This window comes from Pelomonas cellulosilytica (assembly GCF_021353265.1).
Classification (GTDB): Bacteria; Pseudomonadota; Gammaproteobacteria; order Burkholderiales; family Burkholderiaceae_C; genus Pelomonas; species Pelomonas cellulosilytica.
Genome location: NZ_JAJTWU010000004.1, coordinates 98,355 through 118,042 on the forward strand (window position 1 = coordinate 98,355; position 19,688 = coordinate 118,042).

Annotated in this window: 15 protein-coding genes; 11 read left to right on the top strand and 4 right to left on the bottom strand. The window is 66.1% G+C overall.

The annotated features are described in order from the left end of the window. Positions 1 to 2 precede the first annotated feature (2 nt). From kdpF to LXT13_RS11575, 11 genes are all read left to right on the top strand, one after another. Positions 3 to 95, top strand: a complete 93-nt coding sequence (gene kdpF / locus LXT13_RS11525; protein ID WP_233372075.1) for a K(+)-transporting ATPase subunit F — start codon at positions 3 to 5, stop codon at positions 93 to 95. Further along, positions 92 to 1,888 carry a potassium-transporting ATPase subunit KdpA gene (gene kdpA / locus LXT13_RS11530; RefSeq protein WP_233372076.1) on the top strand — a complete coding sequence of 599 codons (1,797 nt, stop codon included), beginning with the start codon at positions 92 to 94 and terminating at the stop codon, positions 1,886 to 1,888. Before kdpF ends, kdpA begins: the two co-directional genes overlap by 4 nt. Then, positions 1,885 to 3,939: a potassium-transporting ATPase subunit KdpB gene (gene kdpB, locus LXT13_RS11535; RefSeq protein WP_233372077.1), complete on the top strand. Its 2,055-nt coding sequence runs from the start codon at positions 1,885 to 1,887 to the stop codon at positions 3,937 to 3,939. The genes kdpA and kdpB overlap by 4 nt, the downstream gene beginning before the upstream one ends. 26 nt (positions 3,940 to 3,965) lie before the next feature. After that, entirely contained in the window at positions 3,966 to 4,709 is a 744-nt protein-coding gene (locus LXT13_RS11540; RefSeq protein ID WP_233372078.1) for a TorF family putative porin, read from the top strand. Between the two features lie 14 nt (positions 4,710 to 4,723). Next, positions 4,724 to 5,359, top strand: coding sequence for a potassium-transporting ATPase subunit KdpC (kdpC, locus tag LXT13_RS11545; RefSeq protein WP_233372079.1), 636 nt, complete (start codon positions 4,724 to 4,726; stop codon positions 5,357 to 5,359). Between the two features lie 219 nt (positions 5,360 to 5,578). Next, positions 5,579 to 8,269 (top strand): DUF4118 domain-containing protein, encoded by a 2,691-nt coding sequence (locus LXT13_RS11550; RefSeq protein ID WP_233372080.1) that lies wholly within the window; start codon positions 5,579 to 5,581, stop codon positions 8,267 to 8,269. Then, entirely contained in the window at positions 8,270 to 8,962 is a 693-nt protein-coding gene (locus LXT13_RS11555; RefSeq protein ID WP_233372081.1) for a response regulator, read from the top strand. A 124-nt stretch (positions 8,963 to 9,086) separates the two neighbouring features. Beyond that, positions 9,087 to 9,767 carry a type 1 glutamine amidotransferase gene (locus LXT13_RS11560; RefSeq protein ID WP_233372082.1) on the top strand — a complete coding sequence of 227 codons (681 nt, stop codon included), beginning with the start codon at positions 9,087 to 9,089 and terminating at the stop codon, positions 9,765 to 9,767. A 394-nt stretch (positions 9,768 to 10,161) separates the two neighbouring features. Continuing rightward, positions 10,162 to 10,416: a hypothetical protein gene (locus tag LXT13_RS11565; protein WP_233372083.1), complete on the top strand. Its 255-nt coding sequence runs from the start codon at positions 10,162 to 10,164 to the stop codon at positions 10,414 to 10,416. A gap of 120 nt (positions 10,417 to 10,536) precedes the next feature. Further along, positions 10,537 to 12,420, top strand: a complete 1,884-nt coding sequence (locus LXT13_RS11570; protein WP_233372084.1) for a potassium transporter Kup — start codon at positions 10,537 to 10,539, stop codon at positions 12,418 to 12,420. A gap of 6 nt (positions 12,421 to 12,426) precedes the next feature. Beyond that, positions 12,427 to 12,669 carry a hypothetical protein gene (locus LXT13_RS11575; protein ID WP_233372085.1) on the top strand — a complete coding sequence of 81 codons (243 nt, stop codon included), beginning with the start codon at positions 12,427 to 12,429 and terminating at the stop codon, positions 12,667 to 12,669. Between the two features lie 81 nt (positions 12,670 to 12,750). On the opposite strand, the gene LXT13_RS11580 is transcribed toward LXT13_RS11575, so the two are convergent. The 4 genes from LXT13_RS11580 to LXT13_RS11595 all read right to left on the bottom strand — a co-directional run bounded on the left by LXT13_RS11580 (position 12,751) and on the right by LXT13_RS11595 (position 19,662). After that, positions 12,751 to 13,524 carry a sulfite exporter TauE/SafE family protein gene (locus LXT13_RS11580; protein WP_233372086.1) on the bottom strand — a complete coding sequence of 258 codons (774 nt, stop codon included), beginning with the start codon at positions 13,522 to 13,524 and terminating at the stop codon, positions 12,751 to 12,753. Between the two features lie 245 nt (positions 13,525 to 13,769). Beyond that, complete coding sequence (locus LXT13_RS11585; RefSeq protein ID WP_233372087.1) at positions 13,770 to 16,940, bottom strand: efflux RND transporter permease subunit; 3,171 nt, start codon at positions 16,938 to 16,940, stop codon at positions 13,770 to 13,772. Further along, positions 16,937 to 18,430 (bottom strand): efflux RND transporter periplasmic adaptor subunit, encoded by a 1,494-nt coding sequence (locus LXT13_RS11590; RefSeq protein ID WP_255719426.1) that lies wholly within the window; start codon positions 18,428 to 18,430, stop codon positions 16,937 to 16,939. The genes LXT13_RS11585 and LXT13_RS11590 overlap by 4 nt, the downstream gene beginning before the upstream one ends. Next, complete coding sequence (locus LXT13_RS11595; RefSeq protein WP_233372089.1) at positions 18,427 to 19,662, bottom strand: TolC family protein; 1,236 nt, start codon at positions 19,660 to 19,662, stop codon at positions 18,427 to 18,429. The genes LXT13_RS11590 and LXT13_RS11595 overlap by 4 nt, the downstream gene beginning before the upstream one ends. Between the last annotated feature and the right edge of the window lie 26 nt (positions 19,663 to 19,688).

Below are 19,688 nucleotides of genomic sequence, written 5' to 3' on the forward strand. Positions count from 1 at the left end.
GCATGAGCGTTTTTGAATGGGTTTCGGCTGGACTGGTGGTTTTCCTCGTGATCTACCTGTTCTGGGCCTTGCTGTTCCCGGAGGACCTGACATGAACGCCTCCGCCTGCATTCAACTGGTCGCCTTCCTCGTCGTGCTGCTGGCCTTGGCCTGGCCGCTCGCGCGCTGGATCTACGCGGCCATGGAAGGCCGCATCGAATGGCTGCGCCGCATCGAGCGCGGCATCTTGAAGCTGGCTGGCGTTGACGCCGACGCCGAGCAGGGCTGGCTGCGCTATGCGCTGGGCCTGTTGATCTTCAACGGCCTGGGCGTCGTCGCCGTCTATGTGCTTCAGCGCCTGCAGCAATACCTGCCGCTGAACCCGCAGGCCATGGGTGCGGTCACGCCGGACTCGGCCTTCAACACCGCCGTCAGCTTCGTGACCAACACGAACTGGCAGGGCTATGGTGGAGAGACGACCATGAGCTATCTGACGCAGATGCTCGCGCTGACGGTGCAGAACTTCCTGTCCGCCGCCACCGGCATTGCCGTCGTCATCGCCCTGGTGCGCGGCTTCGCGCGCCACAGCGGCAAGGCCATCGGCAACATCTGGACCGACCTGACCCGCGCCACGCTGTGGGTGCTGCTGCCGCTGTCCCTGGTGTTCGCCCTCGTGTTGGCCGGCATGGGTGTCGTGCAGACCTTCAAGCCCTACCAGGACGTGACCACCATCGAGGCGCAGAGCTGGCAGGAGCCCAAGGTTGACGCCGCCGGTCAGCCGATCAAGGGCGCCGACGGTCAACCCGTCATGGAAGACAAGTCCGGCCAGAGCCAGAGCATCGCGGTCGGTCCGGTCGCCTCCCAGCTCGCCATCAAGATGCTGGGCACCAACGGTGGCGGCTTCTTCAACGCGAACTCGGCCCATCCCTTCGAGAACCCGACCGCGGCCACCAACGCGCTGCAGATGCTGTCGATCTTCCTGATCCCGGCGGCGCTGTGCTTCGTCATGGGACGCCAGGTGGGTGACATGCGCCAGGGCTGGGCGCTACTGGGTGCGATGACGGCCATGTTCGTGGTCGCCGTCGTCGTGGCGACGGCAGCCGAGCAGGCCGGCAACCCGCACTTCGCCAAGCTGGGTGTCGACGCCGTAGCCAGCGCTACGCAGTCGGGCGGCAACATGGAGGGCAAGGAAGTGCGCTTCGGCATCGAGGCCTCGTCGCTGTTCGCCGTCATCACGACGTCCGCGAGCTGCGGCGCCATCAACGCCTGGCACGACAGCTTCACCCCGCTGGGTGGCGCGGTACCCATGGTGATGATGCAGCTCGGTGAAGTCGTCTTCGGCGGCGTCGGCGCTGGTCTGTACGGCATGCTGGTGTTCGCCATCCTTTCCGTCTTCGTCGCGGGGCTGATGATCGGCCGCACGCCGGAATACATGGGCAAGAAGATCGAAGCCCATGAGATGAAGATGGTGTCGCTGGCCATCCTGCTGACGCCGCTCGCCGTGCTCATCGGCACGGCCCTGGCCGTCGTCATGGAGCCTGGCAAGGCCGGCATCGCGGCGCCCGGCGCCCACGGCTTCAGCGAAGTGCTGTACGCCATGTCCTCGGCCGGCAACAACAACGGCAGCGCCTTCGGTGGCCTGTCGACGAACACGCCCTTCTACAACCTGCTGCTGGGCTTGGTCATGTGGATCGGCCGCTTTGGCGTCATCGTGCCGGTGCTCGCCATGGCCGGCTCGCTGGCAGGCAAGAAGCGCTTGGCTCCGGGCGAGGGCACGCTGCCCACGCATGGCCCGCTGTTCGTCGTGCTGCTGATCGGCGCGGTGCTGCTGGTCGGCCTTCTGAACTATGTGCCGGCGCTGGCCCTGGGCCCTGTCGTCGATCACTTGATCCTTTGGAGCGCTCAATGACACGCGCTGGTTTTTCCCTGCTCGACCCGGCGCTGACCCGCGCCGCCCTGGTCGACTCCTTCCGCAAGCTGGATCCGCGCACGCAGTTGCGCAACCCGGTCATGTTCGTGGTCTACCTGGGCAGCCTGCTGACGACGGCTCTGTCCGTCGCGCAGCCGAACGGCTTCGTCATCGCGGTCACCGTGTGGCTGTGGTTCACGGTCCTGTTCGCCAACTTCGCCGAGGCGCTGGCCGAAGGTCGCAGCAAGGCGCAAGCCGCGTCGCTGCGTGGCCTGAAGAAGGAGACCTGGGCCAAGGTCATTGAAGACTGGAAGCCCGGGATGGGCCGCGAGGGCCTGAAATGGCACCCTCGCGAGGCCAGCACCCTGCGCAAGGGCGAGGTCATCTTCATCGAGACGAATGACGTCGTCCCGGCCGATGCTGAAGTCGTCGAGGGTGTTGCGTCGGTGGACGAGAGCGCCATCACCGGCGAGTCCGCCCCTGTCATCCGCGAAAGCGGCGGCGACTTCTCCGCGATGACCGGCGGTACCCGCGTGCTGTCCGACTGGGTCATCGCCCGCGTCGCCGTGAATCCCGGTGAGACCTTCGTCGATCGCATGATCGCCATGGTGGAAGGCGCGCAGCGCAAGCGCACGCCCAACGAAATCGCGCTGACCATCTTGCTGGTCGCGCTAACCCTGGTCTTCCTGGGCGTCTGCGCCACGCTGTTGCCGTTCTCGCAATTCAGCGTGTCCGTGGCAGGCTCGGGTCAGCCAGTGAGCATCGTCGTACTCGTCGCACTGCTGGTCTGCCTGATCCCCACGACCATTGCCGGCCTGCTGTCGGCCGTGGGCGTGGCCGGCATGAGCCGCATGCTGCAGGCCAACGTCATCGCCACCTCGGGCCGTGCTGTGGAGGCCGCCGGTGACGTTGACGTGCTGCTGCTGGACAAGACCGGCACCATCACCCTCGGCAATCGCCAGGCCGACGCCTTCTGGCCGGTGGACGGCGCCAGCGAGGCCCATCTGGCCGAGGCCGCGCGCCTGGCTTCGCTCGCCGACGAGACGCCCGAAGGCCGCAGCATCGTCGCGCTGGCCGACCGCAAGTTCGGCGCCAAGCCTGCCGCCGCGGATCAAGGCCTCTTCGTTCCCTTCACGGCCCAGACCCGCATGAGCGGTGTCGACCTCGGTTCGCGCCAGATCCGCAAGGGTGCCGGCAGCGCCGTGCGCGCCCACGTCGAAGGGCTGGGCGGCCGCTGGCCCGCCAGCGTGCAGGCTGCGGTGGACGAGGCCGCACGCCGCGGCAGCACGCCGCTGGTGGTGGCCGAAGGTGTGCAGGTGCTCGGCGTTGTCGAGCTCAAGGACATCGTCAAGCCCGGCATCAAGGAGCGCTTTGCACAGCTGCGCCGCATGGGCATCAAGACCGTCATGGTCACGGGTGACAACCGCTTGACGGCCGCCGCCATCGCGGCGGAAGCCGGCGTGGATGACTTCCTCGCCGAAGCGACGCCCGAAGCCAAGCTGACGCTGATCCGCGAGCACCAGGCCCAAGGCCGTCTCGTGGCCATGACGGGTGACGGCACCAACGACGCGCCGGCTCTCGCCCAGGCCGACGTGGCCGTGGCCATGAACACAGGCACGCAGGCCGCCAAGGAGGCCGGCAATATGGTCGACCTCGACAGCAACCCGACCAAGCTCATCGAGGTCGTCGAGACCGGCAAGCAAATGCTGATGACGCGTGGCTCGCTGACGACGTTCTCCATCGCCAACGACCTGGCCAAGTATTTCGCGGTGCTGCCGGCGGCCTTCGTGTCGACCTACCCGCAGCTGTCGGCACTGAACGTGATGCAGCTGGCCAGTCCCAACTCGGCCATCCTGTCCGCAGTCATCTTCAACGCGCTGATCATCGTCGTACTGATCCCGCTGGCCCTGAAGGGCGTGCGCTACCGCGCCATCGGCGCCGCGGCCCTGCTGCGTCGCAACCTGCTGGTTTACGGCCTGGGCGGCGTCATCGTGCCCTTCATCGGCATCAAGGCCATCGACCTCCTCCTCGTCGCTCTCGGCCTCACCTGAGCGCCCCCGATTTCTCTCCCTCCGTCATGAAAACTCTCGTTTCCCTGCTCGCCATCGTCGCCGCTGTTCCTGCCTTCGCTGAAGAGGCTGCGGCGCCGGCCGACCCGCTGTCGTTCAACGTCGGCGCCGTCAGCGAATACCGTTATCGCGGCATCTCCCAAAGCCGCCTGAAGCCCGCTCTTCAGGGCGGCATCGACTACGCTGCCCCGAACGGCTTCTATGTCGGCACCTGGGCGTCGACCATCAAGTGGATCAAGGACATCCCCGGTGGCGACTCCGATGTCGAGATCGACCTCTACGGCGGCTATAAGACCGAGGTCGCCAAGGGCCTGACGCTGGACGTTGGCGGCCTGTACTACCTCTACCCGAGCAACAACCTCAAGAACATGCCGGGCTTCGCCAATGCCAACACCTTCGAGGTCTATGGCGCGCTGACCTTCGGCCCGGTGACGGCCAAGTATTCGCACAGCACGACCAATCTGTTCGGCAACGTCAACAGCAAGAACAGCGGCTACTTCGACGTCACGGCCAACTTTGACCTCGGCGACGGCATCACGCTGGCCCCCCATGTCGGCCACCAGACCATCAAGCATCTGGCGGCGGGTTCGTACACCGACTACTCGCTGACGCTGGCCAAGGATTTCTCGGGCCTGGTGCTGAGCGGGGCCGTTGTCGGCACCGATGCCGACAAGAGCTTCTACGCCAGCCCGGCCAACGGCAAGTTCCTCGGCAAGACCACGCTGGTGGTCGGCCTGAAGAAGACCTTCTGAACAGGAGTTTCGTCATGACCACGACTCTTTCCACCCCCGCCACGTCGGCTGCCACGACGGAAGTGCCGCTGTGGCGGCCCGCGTTGACTTTGTTCGTCGTGCTGAGCCTGGTGACCGGCCTGGCCTACCCGCTGGTCGTCACCGGCGTGGCCCAGTCGGTGTTCCCGAATGAAGCCAACGGCAGCCTCATCGTCCACGAGGGCAAGACCGTCGGCTCGGCGCTGATCGGCCAGACCTTTGCCGACCCCGGCCACTTCTGGAGTCGCCCGTCGGCCACCGGCCCGATGCCCTACAACGCTGGCAACTCGGGAGGCTCCAACCTGTCGCCGACCGCGCCCGCCCTGGTGGACGCCGTCAAGGCGCGTGTAGAGGCGCTGCGCGCTGCCGACCCGGGCAACACCAAGCCGGTGCCGGTGGACCTCGTGACGACGTCGGCCAGCGGTCTGGACCCGCACATCAGTCGCGCTGCGGCGGACTACCAGGTCGCCCGCGTGGCCCGCGTGCGCGGTCTGCCGGTCGAGAAGGTGAAGGCCCTGGTGGAACTGCAGACCGAGGGCCGCTGGCTGGGCTTCGTCGGCGAGCCGCGCGTTCACGTCCTCAAGCTCAACCTCGCGCTCGATGCGTTGGCAGCGCCGGCCGCCGTGCGTTGAGGTGAGAGAGTGGACTACCTGTATGCGCTGCTGGCGATGGGCGTTGTCGCCCTGCCGCTGGCAGCGGTCTGGGGAGTGATGGAATGGACGGCACGACGCGACGCTCGTGCCAGGAAGAAGCGCTGTTCGCGTGCGTCATGAAGTGCGCACGCTGATCCACAGCGCCTTGAGCAACGAATTCCCGGTGCTTCGAGCGCCCGAAGAGGCTGTGAACCTGCCGTGACTGATACGCGCCCCGACCCCGATGCCTTGCTGGCCAAAGTGCAGCTCGACGAAGCCGCCGCAAAGCGTGGCCGGCTGAAGATCTTCTTCGGGGCCAATGCGGGCGTCGGCAAGACGTTCGCCATGCTGGCCGCGGCCCACGCGGCAAAGCTGCAGGGCCGGCCAGTGCGAGTGGGCGTCGTGGAGACGCATGGGCGCGCCGACACCGAAGCCATCGCGCGTGACCTGCAGCGCCTGGCGCTGAAGGAGGTTGAACATCGCGGCCAGACGCTGCGCGAGTTCGACCTCGATGCCGCCCTTGCTTGGGGGCGCGATGAGCCTGGCGGCGTGTTGCTGCTGGACGAGCTGGCGCACACCAACGCCCGCAGTTCGCGCCACTCCAAGCGCTGGCAGGACGCCCTGGAGCTGCGTGAGGCGGGTGTCGAGGTCTGGACCACCTTGAACGTCCAGCACCTGGAGAGCTTGAACGACGTCGTCGGCGGCATCACCGGCATCCGCGTCTGGGAGACGCTGCCGGACAAGGTCTTCGACGAAGCCGATGAGGTGGTCGTCGTCGACCTGCCACCAGACGAGCTGCGGCAGCGGCTGAAGGAGGGCAAGGTCTACCTGCCGGCCCAGGCGGAGCGGGCGTCGAGGAACTTCTTCCGCAAGGGCAACCTGCTGGCGCTACGCGAGCTGGCCCTGCGCCGCACTGCCGACCGCGTTGACGACCAGATGCAGGCCTATCGGCGCGAGCACAGCGCCGCATCTGTCTGGCCCAATCGTGAATCGCTGCTGGCCTGTGTCGGCCCGGGCGCCGCGAGCGACAAGGTCGTGCGCAGCGCTGCACGCCTGGCGCAGCAGCTCGGGCTGGACTGGCACGCCGTCCATGTGGAGACGGCGCGTGCCCTGGGCGACGCGGCGCGAGCCAGGATTCAGCGGACGCTGGAGTTGGCCAAGTCTCTCGGTGCGCGCACGGCGGTGCTTTCGGCTCCCGAGGTGGCGGCGGCCCTGGTCGGCTATGCGCGCGAGCACAACCTGTCGCGCCTGGTCGTTGGCCGTCGCGAGAACGCCTGGCGCTGGCCGGGCAGAATTTCGCTGGCCGAGGCGCTGAATCGCCAAGCCGAAGAGATGGACGTGCTGCAGGTGGCCTTGCCCACCGCGACGCGTGAGCGCGAGGCACCGGTGCAGCAGGCGAGTGGGCTGTTTGCGCCGCACACTCTGCGGGGCTACGCGGCGTCTCTCGTTGGCGTTGGGCTGACCACGCTGCTTGTACAGCTGCTGCTGGAGTTCATCGCGCCGACCAACATCGCGATGCTCTACCTGCTGAATGTCGTCGGCGTCGCCCTCAAGTTCGGTAGGGCGCCGGCCGGACTGTCAGCGCTGCTCGGCGTAGCTGCCTTCGACTTCTTCTTCGTCGAGCCGCGTTGGTCTTTCGCGGTGACCGATGCGCAATACGTGGTCACCTTTGCGGTGCTGCTGTTCGTCGGCCTGGTCATCGGCCAGTTGGCGGCCGGACTGCAGGCCCAGGCCAAGGCGGCCCAAGAGCGTGAGCGCCGCGTGCGCGGGCTGTACGCCATGTCGCGCGACCTGGGTGCCGCACTGGTGCCTGAGCAGGTGGCGGAGATCGCAGCGCGATTCCTGCGCGCCGAGTTCGGCATCGCCTCGGCCGTGCTGGCGCCGCCGCTGGTTGCCACAACCGGGCGCGAGGTGCTGGCCGTGCTGCCAGGCGCGGGCGCCCAACCGGATCTGGGCGTTGCCCAGTGGGCCTTTGATCATGGTCAGCCCGCCGGTCAGGGCACAGACACCTTGCCCGCTAGCGGCTGCCTGATGCTGCCGTTGACGGCGCCGATGCGCCTGCGTGGGGTGCTCGCCGTCGAAAGCAAGGGCCGGCGCTGGCTGCCGGACGAGCGCGAGTTGATGGACACCTGCGCCTCCTTGCTGGCAATCTCGCTGGAGCGCATCCATTACATCGAGGTCGCCCAGCACAGCACGCTGCAGATGGAATCCGAGCGGCTGCGCAATTCGCTGCTGACCGCCATTTCCCACGACCTGCGGACGCCGCTGGCTGCCCTGGTGGGGCTGGCGGACGCGCTCAAGCTCGCCCCACCCACCTTGAGTCCGGCCCAGGCCGAGGTAGCTGACGCCATGCGCCGGTCCTCACTGCGCATGAGCGCGCTGGTCAGCAATCTGCTCGACATGGCCAGGCTGCAGTCCGGCACGGTGCAGCTCAACCGCCAGTGGATGCCGCTGCAGGAAGTGGTCGGCACGACCTTGGCGAGCCTGGACGAGGTGCTGGCGGGCCGCGAGGTGGCGGTCGACTTGCCCAATGACCTTCCACTGGTGCAGCTGGACGCCGTGCTGATCGAGCGCGTCCTGGTCAACCTGCTGGAGAACGCGACCAAGTACACCCCAGCGGGCAGCCCGATCCGCATCGGCGCTCGCGTCGCCGGCCGGCACTTAGAAATCGACGTGACTGACTCCGGCCCGGGCTTCCCTGCCGGCCGCGAGGCCCAGCTTTTCGACAAGTTCGAGCGTGGCGACCGCGAGAGCGCGACGCCTGGCGTGGGCCTGGGGCTCGCCATCTGCAAGGCCATCGTCGAAGCCCACGGCGGGCAGACCACTGCCCACAATGTTGCCCGCGGCGGCGCCTGCGTAAGGGTCGAGCTTCCTCTCGGCCAGCCTCCGGCATCAGTGAAGGAGGCATGAATGGGCGCAGCACGCGTGCTGATGGTCGAGGACGAACCGGAGATCCGGCGCTTCGTCCGCATGGCGCTCGAAAGCGAAGGCCTGGAAGTCTTCGAAGCCGGGACGCTGCAGCGTGGCTTGATCGACTCGGCGACGCGCCGGCCCGAGCTGGTCGTGCTGGACCTCGGCCTGCCTGATGGCGACGGCCTGGACTTCATCCGCGAGTTCCGCGGCTGGTCGACTTCGCCCATCCTGGTGCTGTCGGCCCGCGAGGGCGAGGAGCGCAAGGTCCAGGCGCTGGATGCCGGCGCCGACGACTACCTCGTGAAGCCCTTCGGCGTGGCCGAGCTGTTGGCGCGCGTGCGGGTGCAGCTGCGCCGGCACGGTGGCGCGGGCAACGATGGTGACCCGGTGTTCAGCTTCGGAGACATCGTGGTGGACCGCGGCCTTCGGCACGTAAGCCGAGATGGGCAGCGCCTGCACCTAACGCCCATCGAGTACCGGCTGTTGCAGGAGTTCTGCGCGGCGCCGGGCCGCGTGATGACCTATCAGCACCTGCTGAAGGCCGTCTGGGGGCCGGACCACATGGACGACCTGCACTACGTGCGGGTCCACATGGCCAATCTGCGCAAGAAGATCGAGGCGGATCCGAATCGGCCCCGCTGGCTGATTACGGAAGCGGGCGTGGGCTACCGGTTGAATCCCAAGGCTTGAGCCATCGCCTCCACCTTGAGGCGTTCTTGCTACCCCGGCTTCGAATCTTTATACGAACCTAATACCGGAAGTCCTAGATTGGAGTCTCCTTCACAGATGGCACACCAGCACGTGAGCCAGCTTCATGAGACCGGTACTCATCCTTCAGCACGACAGCACCCAACGCCCGGGGCAGCTCCTTGATCATCTGACGCAGGCCGGCATCGACACGCGGATCGTCATGCCAGACCACGGCGACTTCGTGCCCCACCAGGCCAGTGACTTCAGCGGCATCGTGCTGCTGGGCAGCAACCGCAGCGTGAATGAGCCAGTCGGCTGGATTCAGGCCGAGCTGAACCTGGTGCGGCGTGCGCTGGAAGCCGACGTGCCCATGCTGGGCCACTGCTTCGGCGGCCAGATGCTGGCCCGTGCGATGGGCGCGCGTGTGGAGCGCACCGGCTTTGCCAACATCGGCTGGAGCCGCCTGCAGGTCACGCCAGCAGGCCGCCCGCTGATGCGGGCCCAGGAGATCACTGCCTTCAACTGGCACTATGAGACCTTCCAGATTCCGGCACGCGCACGGCGCCTGCTCTATGGCCAGCATTGCCTGAACAAGGTCGACGATGGCATCGTCCGCGACTGGTGCAGCCAGAGCGCCGCTGAGCTGGCGCGAGCCCATGGCCCGGCGGTTCAGCCGCCGGCCCTCATCCTCAAGGAACTTCCCCAGCGGGTCACCGAGCTGCGCCGCATCGCCAAGCTTGTCTACAGCGAATGGACGTCGAGGCTGCAGGGGCCGGGGTGGCGGGCAGCCGTCAACTGGCACTGATCCATCGCAGACCAGTGGGCACTGGAGTGACTACCTATAGAGGTTGACATGGAAACTTCCAGAGAACGGGCCAAGACATCGACGCGAGTGCTGCTGGCCGCACTGGCTATCGGCGCCATCCTTGCAGTCGCTGGCCGCAGCCTGGCGCCGAACATGCCGACGGCCACGTGGCTGTTTTGGTGCGCGATGGTCGGCGGCGCCCTGGCGGTTGTCGTGGTTGCTGGCCTTATGGTCGGCTTGCACGTGCGGCAGGCAGTGTTGCGCAAGGGCGGTACGGACGCGCAGTGGTTTGCTTTCACCTCTGAGCCGGAAGGCCTGGTGACGCTGCGAGGCCAATCGTGGTCGAACTCGGGACATGAGGTGCGCCCGAGAGCAACATCCAGTGGAGGCCACCATGGCCGGTAACGAAGGCGAACGCGCCTATTGGTTCCCTGCCAAGCGATATGGATGGGGCTGGGGTGCCCCGCGCACTTGGCAGGGCTGGGTGGTCTTGGCCGTCTTCGCCCTGCTCGTCGCCGCGGGCGTCGTCTTTCAGCGACAGTTGGGCACCTGGCTGTTCATGGCCTACACCGCCGTGATCAGCATGGGCCTGCTCGGCATGTGCTGGCTCAAGGGTGAGCCGCCGCAGTGGCGCTGGGGCAGCAAGTGACGCGACCGCGCGCCTAAGTCGTCGCTGTGCCCGGCAGCTTGCCGTTGGCTGTCATTCATCTTTATAAGTTCTTTATACGGAACCCAGCAAACTGCGGTATCCCCTTCGGGTCTTTACCGCATGAGCCTTGATAACAAACGCAGCGGCCTGCCCGCTCTCACGCTGGGTGCCATCGGCGTCGTCTACGGCGACATCGGCACCAGCCCCCTCTACACCCTCAAGGAAGTCTTCCTGCCGGCGACCGGCGTTGCACTGAACACCCACAACCTCATCGGCGCGACCTCGGTCATCGTCTGGGCGTTGATGTTCGTCGTCACGCTGAAGTACGTCATCCTCATCCTGCGCGCCGACAACCGCGGCGAAGGCGGTGCCCTCGCGCTGACCGCGCTGGCTGCCCACGCCGTGCAACAACGCCCCCAGCTGCGCCGCGCGCTGCTGCTGCTGGGCCTGTTCGGCGCGACGCTGTTCTATGGCGACAGCGTCATCACGCCGGCCATCTCGGTCATGAGCGCCATCGAAGGCCTGGAGGTGGTCACGCCCACGCCGACGCTCAAGCCCTATGTGCTGCCCATCTCGGCGGCCATCCTTATCGGCCTGTTCGTCGTGCAACGCTATGGCACGGCGTCGGTGGGCAAGGTGTTCGGTCCCATCATCGTGATCTGGTTCGGCGTGCTGGGCGCCATCGGCGTGGTGCACATCGTGCAGCAGCCGCAGATCCTCGCGGCGCTGAACCCGCTGGAGGCCTGGGCCTTCCTGAGCCAGCGCGGCTGGCATCTGTTCGCGGCCGTCGGCGCCATCGTGCTCGCTCTAACCGGTGCCGAGGCGCTGTACGCCGACATGGGTCACTTCGGCGTCAAGCCCATCCGCTTGGCCTGGATGGGCCTCGTCTTCCCGGCGCTGGCGCTGAACTACCTGGGCCAGGGGGCGCTGCTGATGGGCGATGCCTCGGCCATCGACAACCCCTTCTTTCGCCTCTTCCCGACAGCTCTGATCCTGCCCATGGTGGTTTTGGCGGCGCTGGCGACCGTCATCGCCTCGCAGGCCGTCATCTCGGGCGCCTACTCCATGACCAAGCAGGCGGTGCTGCTGGGCTTCCTGCCGCGCGTCAATATGCGCCATACCTCGGCGAGCGAGTCGGGCCAGATCTATGTGCCGGCCGTCAACTGGGCGCTGCTGGCCGGCGTGTTGGGCGCCGTGTTCATGTTCGGTAGCTCCTCGGCCCTGGCCGGAGCCTACGGCATCGCCGTCACGCTGACCATGTTCATCACCACGGTGCTGACCTTCTTCGTCATCCGCGACGGCTGGAAGCTACCCGCACCACTGGCCGTTGGCGCGACCGTGTTCTTCCTGGCCGTCGATGCGCTGCTGGTCGCCGGCTGCGCCATCAAGTTCTTCGATGGCGGCTGGTTCCCGCTCGCGCTCGGCCTCATGCTCTTCGTGTTGATGAGCACCTGGGCGCGCGGCCGCAAGCTGCTGATGGAAAGCCTGCGCAGCGAAGGCCTGGAACTGGAGCCCTTCATCGAGAGCCTGGCCCACGGCGGCGCCCATCGCGCCCAGCGCACGGCCGTCTACACCGTGGCCGAACCGACGCTCGTGCCGCAGGCCTTGTTGCACAACCTCAAGCACAACCAGGTGCTGCACGAGACCAACGTCATCCTCAACGTGCAGTTCCACGACCATCCCAGCGTCGACCAGGCCGACCGCGTCGCCCTGACGCAGATCGCCCCGGGCTTCTGGCGCGTCGTTGTCCACTACGGTTTCATGGAAGAACCCGACGTGCCCGCGGCGCTGGCCCTGTGCGAGCCCAAGGGGCTGCGCGTTGAACCCTTCGAGACCAGCTACTTCCTGAGCCGCGAGACCGTCGTGCCAACGCCTGGTGGCGGCATGGCCAACTGGCGGGAGCGCCTGTTCGCGGCCCTGAGCCGCAACTCCGGTGGCGTCGCCAAGTTCTTCCGCCTACCGGACAACTCGGTCGTCGAGTTGGGAACACGCGTCCAGATCTAGATCGCCATGAACCCGGAACGGAAGTATTGGTTCAAGGCCAAGGAAAGCGGCCTGGGGTGGTCCTGGCCTTTGACCTGGCAGGGCTGGCTGGTTTACACCGGCATGTTCACGGCAATCGCGTACTTCTTCTTCACGGGTGACTACGTTGGACAGAAGATCCTTGGCGCCTGGATTCCGGTACTCATCTGCATCCCGATTTGCTGGGCCTTTGGCGAGCCGCATTCGCGTAGCAAGCGCTCAAAACGATAAGCTAGCCCGTACTGCGAGGCAGGTGGCGGTTTCGATGCGGCACCCCGAATGGCAGGCGCCATACAGCATCGCTTGAAGCGGTCACTTGTGCCGCCAAACCTTGACCGCCGATATCACCAGGATCGCGCTCAACAAGGGCAGTAGCACTGCCGACGGCACTATGCCGAGTAGCGCGCCGCCGATGCCGGCGCCGACCAGGGACCCGGCGGCCATGACCAGCACGAAGGGCTTGTTCTGTCCGAGCGCCTCAAAGCTGCTGTCCCGGCTGTAGCGCGTGAAGCCGACAATCATGGTGGGCAGGCTTGCAGCGAGCGACAGGCTGCCGGCCAACTTGATTTCGGTGCCGAAGAGCAGCACTAGCGTCGGGATCAGCAGCTCTCCGCCGGCCACGCCCATCAGCGAAGCGACCACGCCTATTCCGAAGCCCGCCAATAGTCCTGCCACCCATTGAGCCGGCCCCACCAGCAACGGCTTTCCATGCCCTGGCAGCGAGTGCCCGGCCACCAAGGCCACGGCGATTAACAGCAGCAGCGCAGCGATGATCTTGTAGAGCGTCTGGTGCCGCATACGTGTGGCCCAGCCGGCGCCCAGCCACGCACCAGCGAGGCTGCCGGCCAGCAGGTTGACCACGACTGGCCAGTGCGCGAGCACCATGTCCAGCGGGGCGGCCCTGATGCGGAACAGCAAAGCCGCCGCGACGACCGCCAGGCTCATGGGCTTTTTGAGAATGACGGCGTGCAGCGCGGCGAAGCCGAACATGCCAATCATCACCGGTAGCCGGAACTCAGCGCCGCCCAGACCGATCAACCCGCCCAGCGTGCCAATGGCCGCTCCGGCCGCGAAGACCTGCGCCATCTTGTGTGTCATCCCTCGAAGACCGACCGGGAGTACGTCTACACCACCTGGTATTCCGGCAGCGAGGCCCGCATGAAGGCCTTCCGCGCCATCCGGCGCGGAGTTCAAGAGGTCGTCGCGGCCATTGCCGCGGGCAACCTTCACCATGGTCCTTCCGCGACGACTTGGTCGTGTAGAAGGCCGCGCTGCCCCGCGAAGACGGGCATGCGGTTCGTGACGCAACCGCCGCCCAAGAGTTCGGACGCCTAGCGCAGATTGACAGCCTCTTCGCCAACGCTCTGGTAGACGCGACTTGTTTTGTCCCTGTTTCGGTGAAGCAGATACCAAGCCGCCGGCACCACCAGCATTGACAGCAGCGGCGCTGTGACCATGCCACCAACCATGGGTGCGGCTATGCGAGCCATGATTTCGGACCCAGTGCCGTGACCCCACATCATCGGGATGAGGCCCGCAAGCACGATGGCCACGGTCATGGCCTTTGGACGCACGCGCAAAACGGCCCCTTCTCGGATGGCAGCCAGCAGCGTCGCCTCGTTGTCGGGCTCCCCCGCCGCTAGGCGGCGCTTCAAGGCGTTCTCGAGATAGACCAGCATCACGACGCCGAACTCCGCGGCCACGCCCGCCAAGGCGATGAAGCCCACCGCTGTGGCCACCGACACCGAGTGTCCGAGCAGCCAGACCACCCAGAAGCCCCCTACCAGCGAGAAGGGCACGGCCGCCATCACCAGCACCGCGTCGGTCGCCTTGCGGAACAGCAAGTAGAGCAACACGAAGATGACTGCCAGGGTCGCCGGCACAACCACCTTGATCCGCTCGGTCGCGCGTTCCAAGTATTCGAACTGACCAGACCAGGAGATGGCGTAGCCAGCTGGCATCGCAACTTGCTTGGTCACTGCCGCCTGCATGTCCCTCACGACCGAGCGCAGGTCTCGTCCACGAACGTCGACGTAGACCCAGCCGGACAGGCGCGCGTTCTCACTGCGCAGCATCGGCGGACCTTCCTCGATGTGAACCTGGGCGACGTCCTGAAGCAGTAGGTGGGCGCCCTTCTCGGTCACGAACGGCAAGGTTCGCAGCCGCTCCAAGGAGTCGCGCACCTCCCTTGGGTAGCGGATGTTGATAGGGAAACGCTCGCGCCCGCTGACCACCTCGCCCACGTTCTCGCCACCGATGGCAGTGGCTACGATGGCCTGAACGTCGGTGACGGACATCCCATAGCGGGCGGCCGCGGCACGGTCGACATCGACGTCGATGTATCGCCCACCCGTCAGTCGCTCGGCCAAGGCAGACGACACTCCCGGCACGTTCTTCACCACCGACTCAATCTGCGTCGCCAGCTTGTCGATGGTTGCCAGGTCCGTGCCCGCGACCTTGATGCCAACCGGACTCTTGATGCCTGTGGCCAGCATGTCGATGCGGTTGCGGATGGGCGGCACCCAGATGTTGGAGAGGCCCGGCACCTTGACGGCTCGGTCAAGCTCTTCCACAAGCTTCTCGGGAGACATCCCCGGACGCCACTGCTCGCGGGGCTTGAACTGGATGGTTGTCTCGAACATCTCCAAGGGCGCGGGGTCTGTGGCACTGTCCGCGCGACCGGCCTTTCCGAAAACCCGTTCAACCTCTGGCACGGTCTTGATGAGACGGTCAGTCTGCTGCAGGAGTTCGGTGGCCTTGGACACCGACAGTCCCGGCAGTGCCGACGGCATATAGAGCAGGTCTCCTTCGTCCAGCGGCGGCATGAACTCACCGCCAACCCTTGTGAGCGGGATGACCGTCAACGCCAAGACGACGCCGGCAATGGCCAGAGTGGCCTTCGGGAACCGCAGCACCGCATCCAACGCCGGTCGATAGATGCGCATCAGGAAGCGATTGAGTGGATTCGAAGTCTCGTGGGGGATGCGGCCCCGCACCAGCAAGCCCATGAGGACCGGCACCAGCGTCACCGATAGCGCCGCAGCGGCAGCCATCGTGTACGTCTTAGTGAAGGCCAGTGGTGAGAACAACCGCCCCTCCTGCGCCTCCAGCGTGAACACTGGTAGGAAGGACAGCGTGATGACCAGCAGCGAGAAGAACAGAGCCGGGCCAACCTCAACAGCGGCCTCTGTGACCAATTGCCAGCGCTCTGCAACCGTCGGCAGGCGCCCGTGCTCATGCTCGAAGCCCTCGATGTGCTTATGGGCTGCCTCAAGTAGAACGACGACACCGTCGAGGGCCGCACCGCACGCCAAGGCGATGCCCGCCAAGCTGAGGATGTTGGCGTTCAGACCCTGCGAACGCATCACGATGAACGCAATACCCACGGCCATGGGCAATGAGATAACGGCCACCAACGCCGAGCGCAGGTGGAACAGAAAGATGGCGCATACCACCGCCACCGCGATGAACTCCTCGGTCAGCTTGACCTTGAGGTTGTCGATGGAGCGGTCAATGAGCTTGGAGCGGTCGTAGGTGTCGACCACCTCGACCCCTTTGGGCAGGCTGGGTTTCAGCTGCTCAAGCTTGGCCTTGACCCCTTCGATGGTCGCTCGCGCGTTCTTGCCAGAACGCATGACCACGACGCCGCCGGCGACCTCACCCTCCCCGTCCAGCTCGGCGATGCCGCGGCGCATCTCCGGTCCCACCTGCACGAACGCGACGTCTTGCAGCAGCACCGGCGTGGCTCCCGAAACTGAGATGGGGATGCCGCGGAAGTCGTCCAGCGACTTCAAGAAACCGCGGGAGCGCACCATGTACTCGGTCTCGGCCATCTCGACCACCGAACCACCTGAGGACTGGTTGGCCTTCCGCAGCGCCTCCATCACCGTCGCCTGGGTCACGCCGAGCTGACGCATGCGGTACGGGTCCAGCACGACCTGGTACTGCCGCACCATGCCGCCGACGCTGGCGACCTCCGCCACGTCCTGCACCGTCTTCAGCTCGAACTTCAGGAACCAGTCATTGAGAGCGCGCAGCTGGCCGATGTCGGTCTTGCCAGTCCGGTCGACCAGCGCGTATTCGTAGACCCAGCCCACCCCCGTGGCATCTGGTCCCAGCGCGGCTGTCGCGCCGGCTGGGAGCTTGCTCTGCACCTGGTTCAGGTATTCGACGACCCGAGAGCGCGCCCAGTAGGGGTCCGTCTTGTCGTCAAAGAGGATGTAGACAAACGAGTCCCCGAAGAACGAGTAGCCGCGGACGGTCTTTGCCCCGGGCACGCTGAGCATCGTTGTTGTCAACGGATAGGTGACCAGGTCTTCGACCACCTGGGGCGGCTTGCCTGCGTAGGTCGTCCTCACGATGACCTGGGTGTCGGACAGGTCCGGAAGAGCGTCCACCGGCGTATTGACCACGGAGAAAACAGCGGCGGCTGTCAGGAACGCCGTCGCGATGAGCACCAGGAATCGGTTGGCGACTGACCAGCGAATGAGGGCAGCAATCACTTGGCGCCTCCCATCCGGTGGACCGACACGAGCTCGTGTTCATCGCCCTTCTTCTTGAACTCGAAGCGCACGGTGTCGCCCGGCTTTACGTCGGCGAAGGCCGTCGGACTGGGCTTGTTAAAGCGCATCGTCATCGCCGGCCACTTGAGCTCAGTGATGGGACCGTGCGCGAGCGTCATGCTGTCCGCATCGACCGCCTCGACCTTGCCCTGGGCCGAGTAGGCCGCCGGCGCAGATGCGGGCGCCGGGGCCGACGCTGGCTGGGCGGCGGCGAGGCTCCCAAGCACTGACCTCAATCGTGCCTCGGAGTCCACCAGGAACTGCCCGCTGGCTACGACCTGGTCGCCTTCCACCAGACCTTGCACAATCTCGAGCTGGTCGCCAAAGTCGGCTCCGAGCTGCACGTCTCGCGGTTCGAACGCACCGTTGTCCTTGCGGACGATGACGACCGCCCGAGTCCCGGTGCGGATGACGGCCTCAGCCGGTACGACCAGACGCGAGGAACTGGCACCGGCCACCTGAAGGCGCAACAGCATGCCCGGAACCAGCTTGCCGCCCTTGTTGTCGACCTCGAAACGGGCCTGCAGTGTGCGGGTGGCTGAATTCACTTGCGGAAGAATCTCCTGCAGCGTGCCGGTGAAGGTCTGGCTCGAGTCGGCCTGGAGCATCGCGGAGACCTTCTGACCGCGCGCCAAGCGAATTGCTTGCGCCTCAGGCACCTCGGCCACGGCCCACACTTTTTCCAGGCCGGCAATGCGGAAGAGTGTCATGCCTGGCGATACGGCGACGCCTTCACGTACGCCCAGTTCGGCAACCACGCCGTTTGCCGGTGCGACTAATGTGTATCGGGCTTGCGGCGGCGTGGCGCCCTCTTCCGCCTGACGCACCAGGTCAGCAGGGATGGACATCGCACGAGTCCGCTCCTTGGCCGCGGCCACCAGTTCAGCTGACGCACCCGAGCGTTTCAGAGCAATGAGTTCGTTCAGCGGCCCCAGCCACTCCGGTGCGAAGACGGTGCCGAGTGCCTGGCCCTTGGCAACACGTTCCATCGGCGCGCGGACGTTCAGTCGCTCCAGGTAGCCGGCTGTTCGCGTCTGGACGGCGACGTTCAACCGCTCGTCGAACTGGACGGTGCCGACCGCATCGAAGGTCGAGCTGACCTCCGCCCTCTCTACCATCGCCGTGCGGATGCCGAGGTTCTGCTGCACCTGGGAGCTGACCTTCACGCCGGAATCGCTCGCCTCGTCGGCGTAGACGGGCTGAAGCTGCATGTCCATGAAAGGCGACTTGCCCGGCTTGTCGAACTTCTGGCCAGGCACCATCGGGTCGTGCCAATACAGCACCTTACGCTCCCCCGCGGAAGATGCAGCTGGCGCAGTAGCCGCCTGCGTGCCCTGCGAGCCCGCGGTGCTCCGACCCAGGTAGAAGGCACAGCCTCCGATGATGAGCGCTACGGCCACGGCGATGACGGTGAGTTGGACGCGGCTCATTGCGCTGCTCCTTGGGAAATCGGCTTGAAAACAAGTTGGACTTGAGCCTTGGCGAGGTCTCGTTGAAGCGCCAGGACCTTGCGCTGCGCCTCAACCTCTGCATGACGGGCTTCGAACAGCATCACAAGGCCGGCCTGGTTGGAGCGGTACGCCGCCAAACTCGCGGCAGTGCGCTGGTGCAGCGGTGTCAGGACGCCCGCTCGAAAGCGCTCGATGCGCTCTTGCAGGCGTCGGATGTCGCTGGACAGCGCCGCGTATTCACCCGCGGCCGCGCGGCGGGCTTCCTCGAGTTCGGCTTCCAGCTTGTGGGCCATGGCCAGCTTGGCGGCAGTCTCCCGGTCTTGTCGGGCCGCTGGCGCCACCGTGAGCGGGATGCTCACGCCGAAGGACACCATGTCGGCACGGCCTTGGCGCTGTCCATAGGAGACCTCGTACGTCCAGTTCGGTCGGCGGTTCAGCCGAGCCACTTCTGCCTCTTGGCGGGCTACCTCGATGTCGCGCTGCTTGGTGACTACGAGCGGATGGGCCGCTACGAACTCATCCAGAGTCGGAACCACGGCCAGATGTGGCTCGACGAGTTCGTCAGAAGGCGAACCCGTCCAGCGCTGCAGCGCCACCAGTGAAGCGGCTTGCCGCTGGCGCATGTCGGCAGATTCGTCCTCGGCGGCACCGAGGGCGCTGGTCAGCCCCAGGACTTCGGCGCTGCTTCCGGACACCGTGGACAGCCGCCCTTTGCCGGCCTCCAGCTCTTCGCGGGCGTGCATCTCATTGAGCGCCGTGAGCTTCAGCGACTGACTCGCGTAAAAGGCGTCGATGTAGGCCATAGCGGCCTGCTGGCGGGCTTCGCCGGCGGCGACCTGTTCCATCACGGACTCCCGGCGCACAACAGCGCCCGCAGCCGCTTCTCGCGCAGCACGCTTGTCGGCAGGGACCCATTCCTGGGAGATGCCGATGCGTTTCATCGTCATGTCCTCGGCAGCCGTGCTGAAGCGGTTGGAGCCGGTGGCCGGGAGGTTGTCGATGCCGACATTCAGCATCGGGTCGGGCTGCTGACCCGCAGCACGGGCCATCTCGGAAGCGCTTAGGGCACCGGAGCGGGCAGAGCGAGTCGCCTGTGAACGCTGGACGGCCAGGTCAACCGCCTGGTCAAGAGAAAGTGGTGCCGCAACGACCCAGGTGGAAGGCAGCAACGCGGCAGCCATAGCAACTGCGCGCAAGACGTTGTTGGACATGGAAGGCTCCGAGGACGAACGCAAAC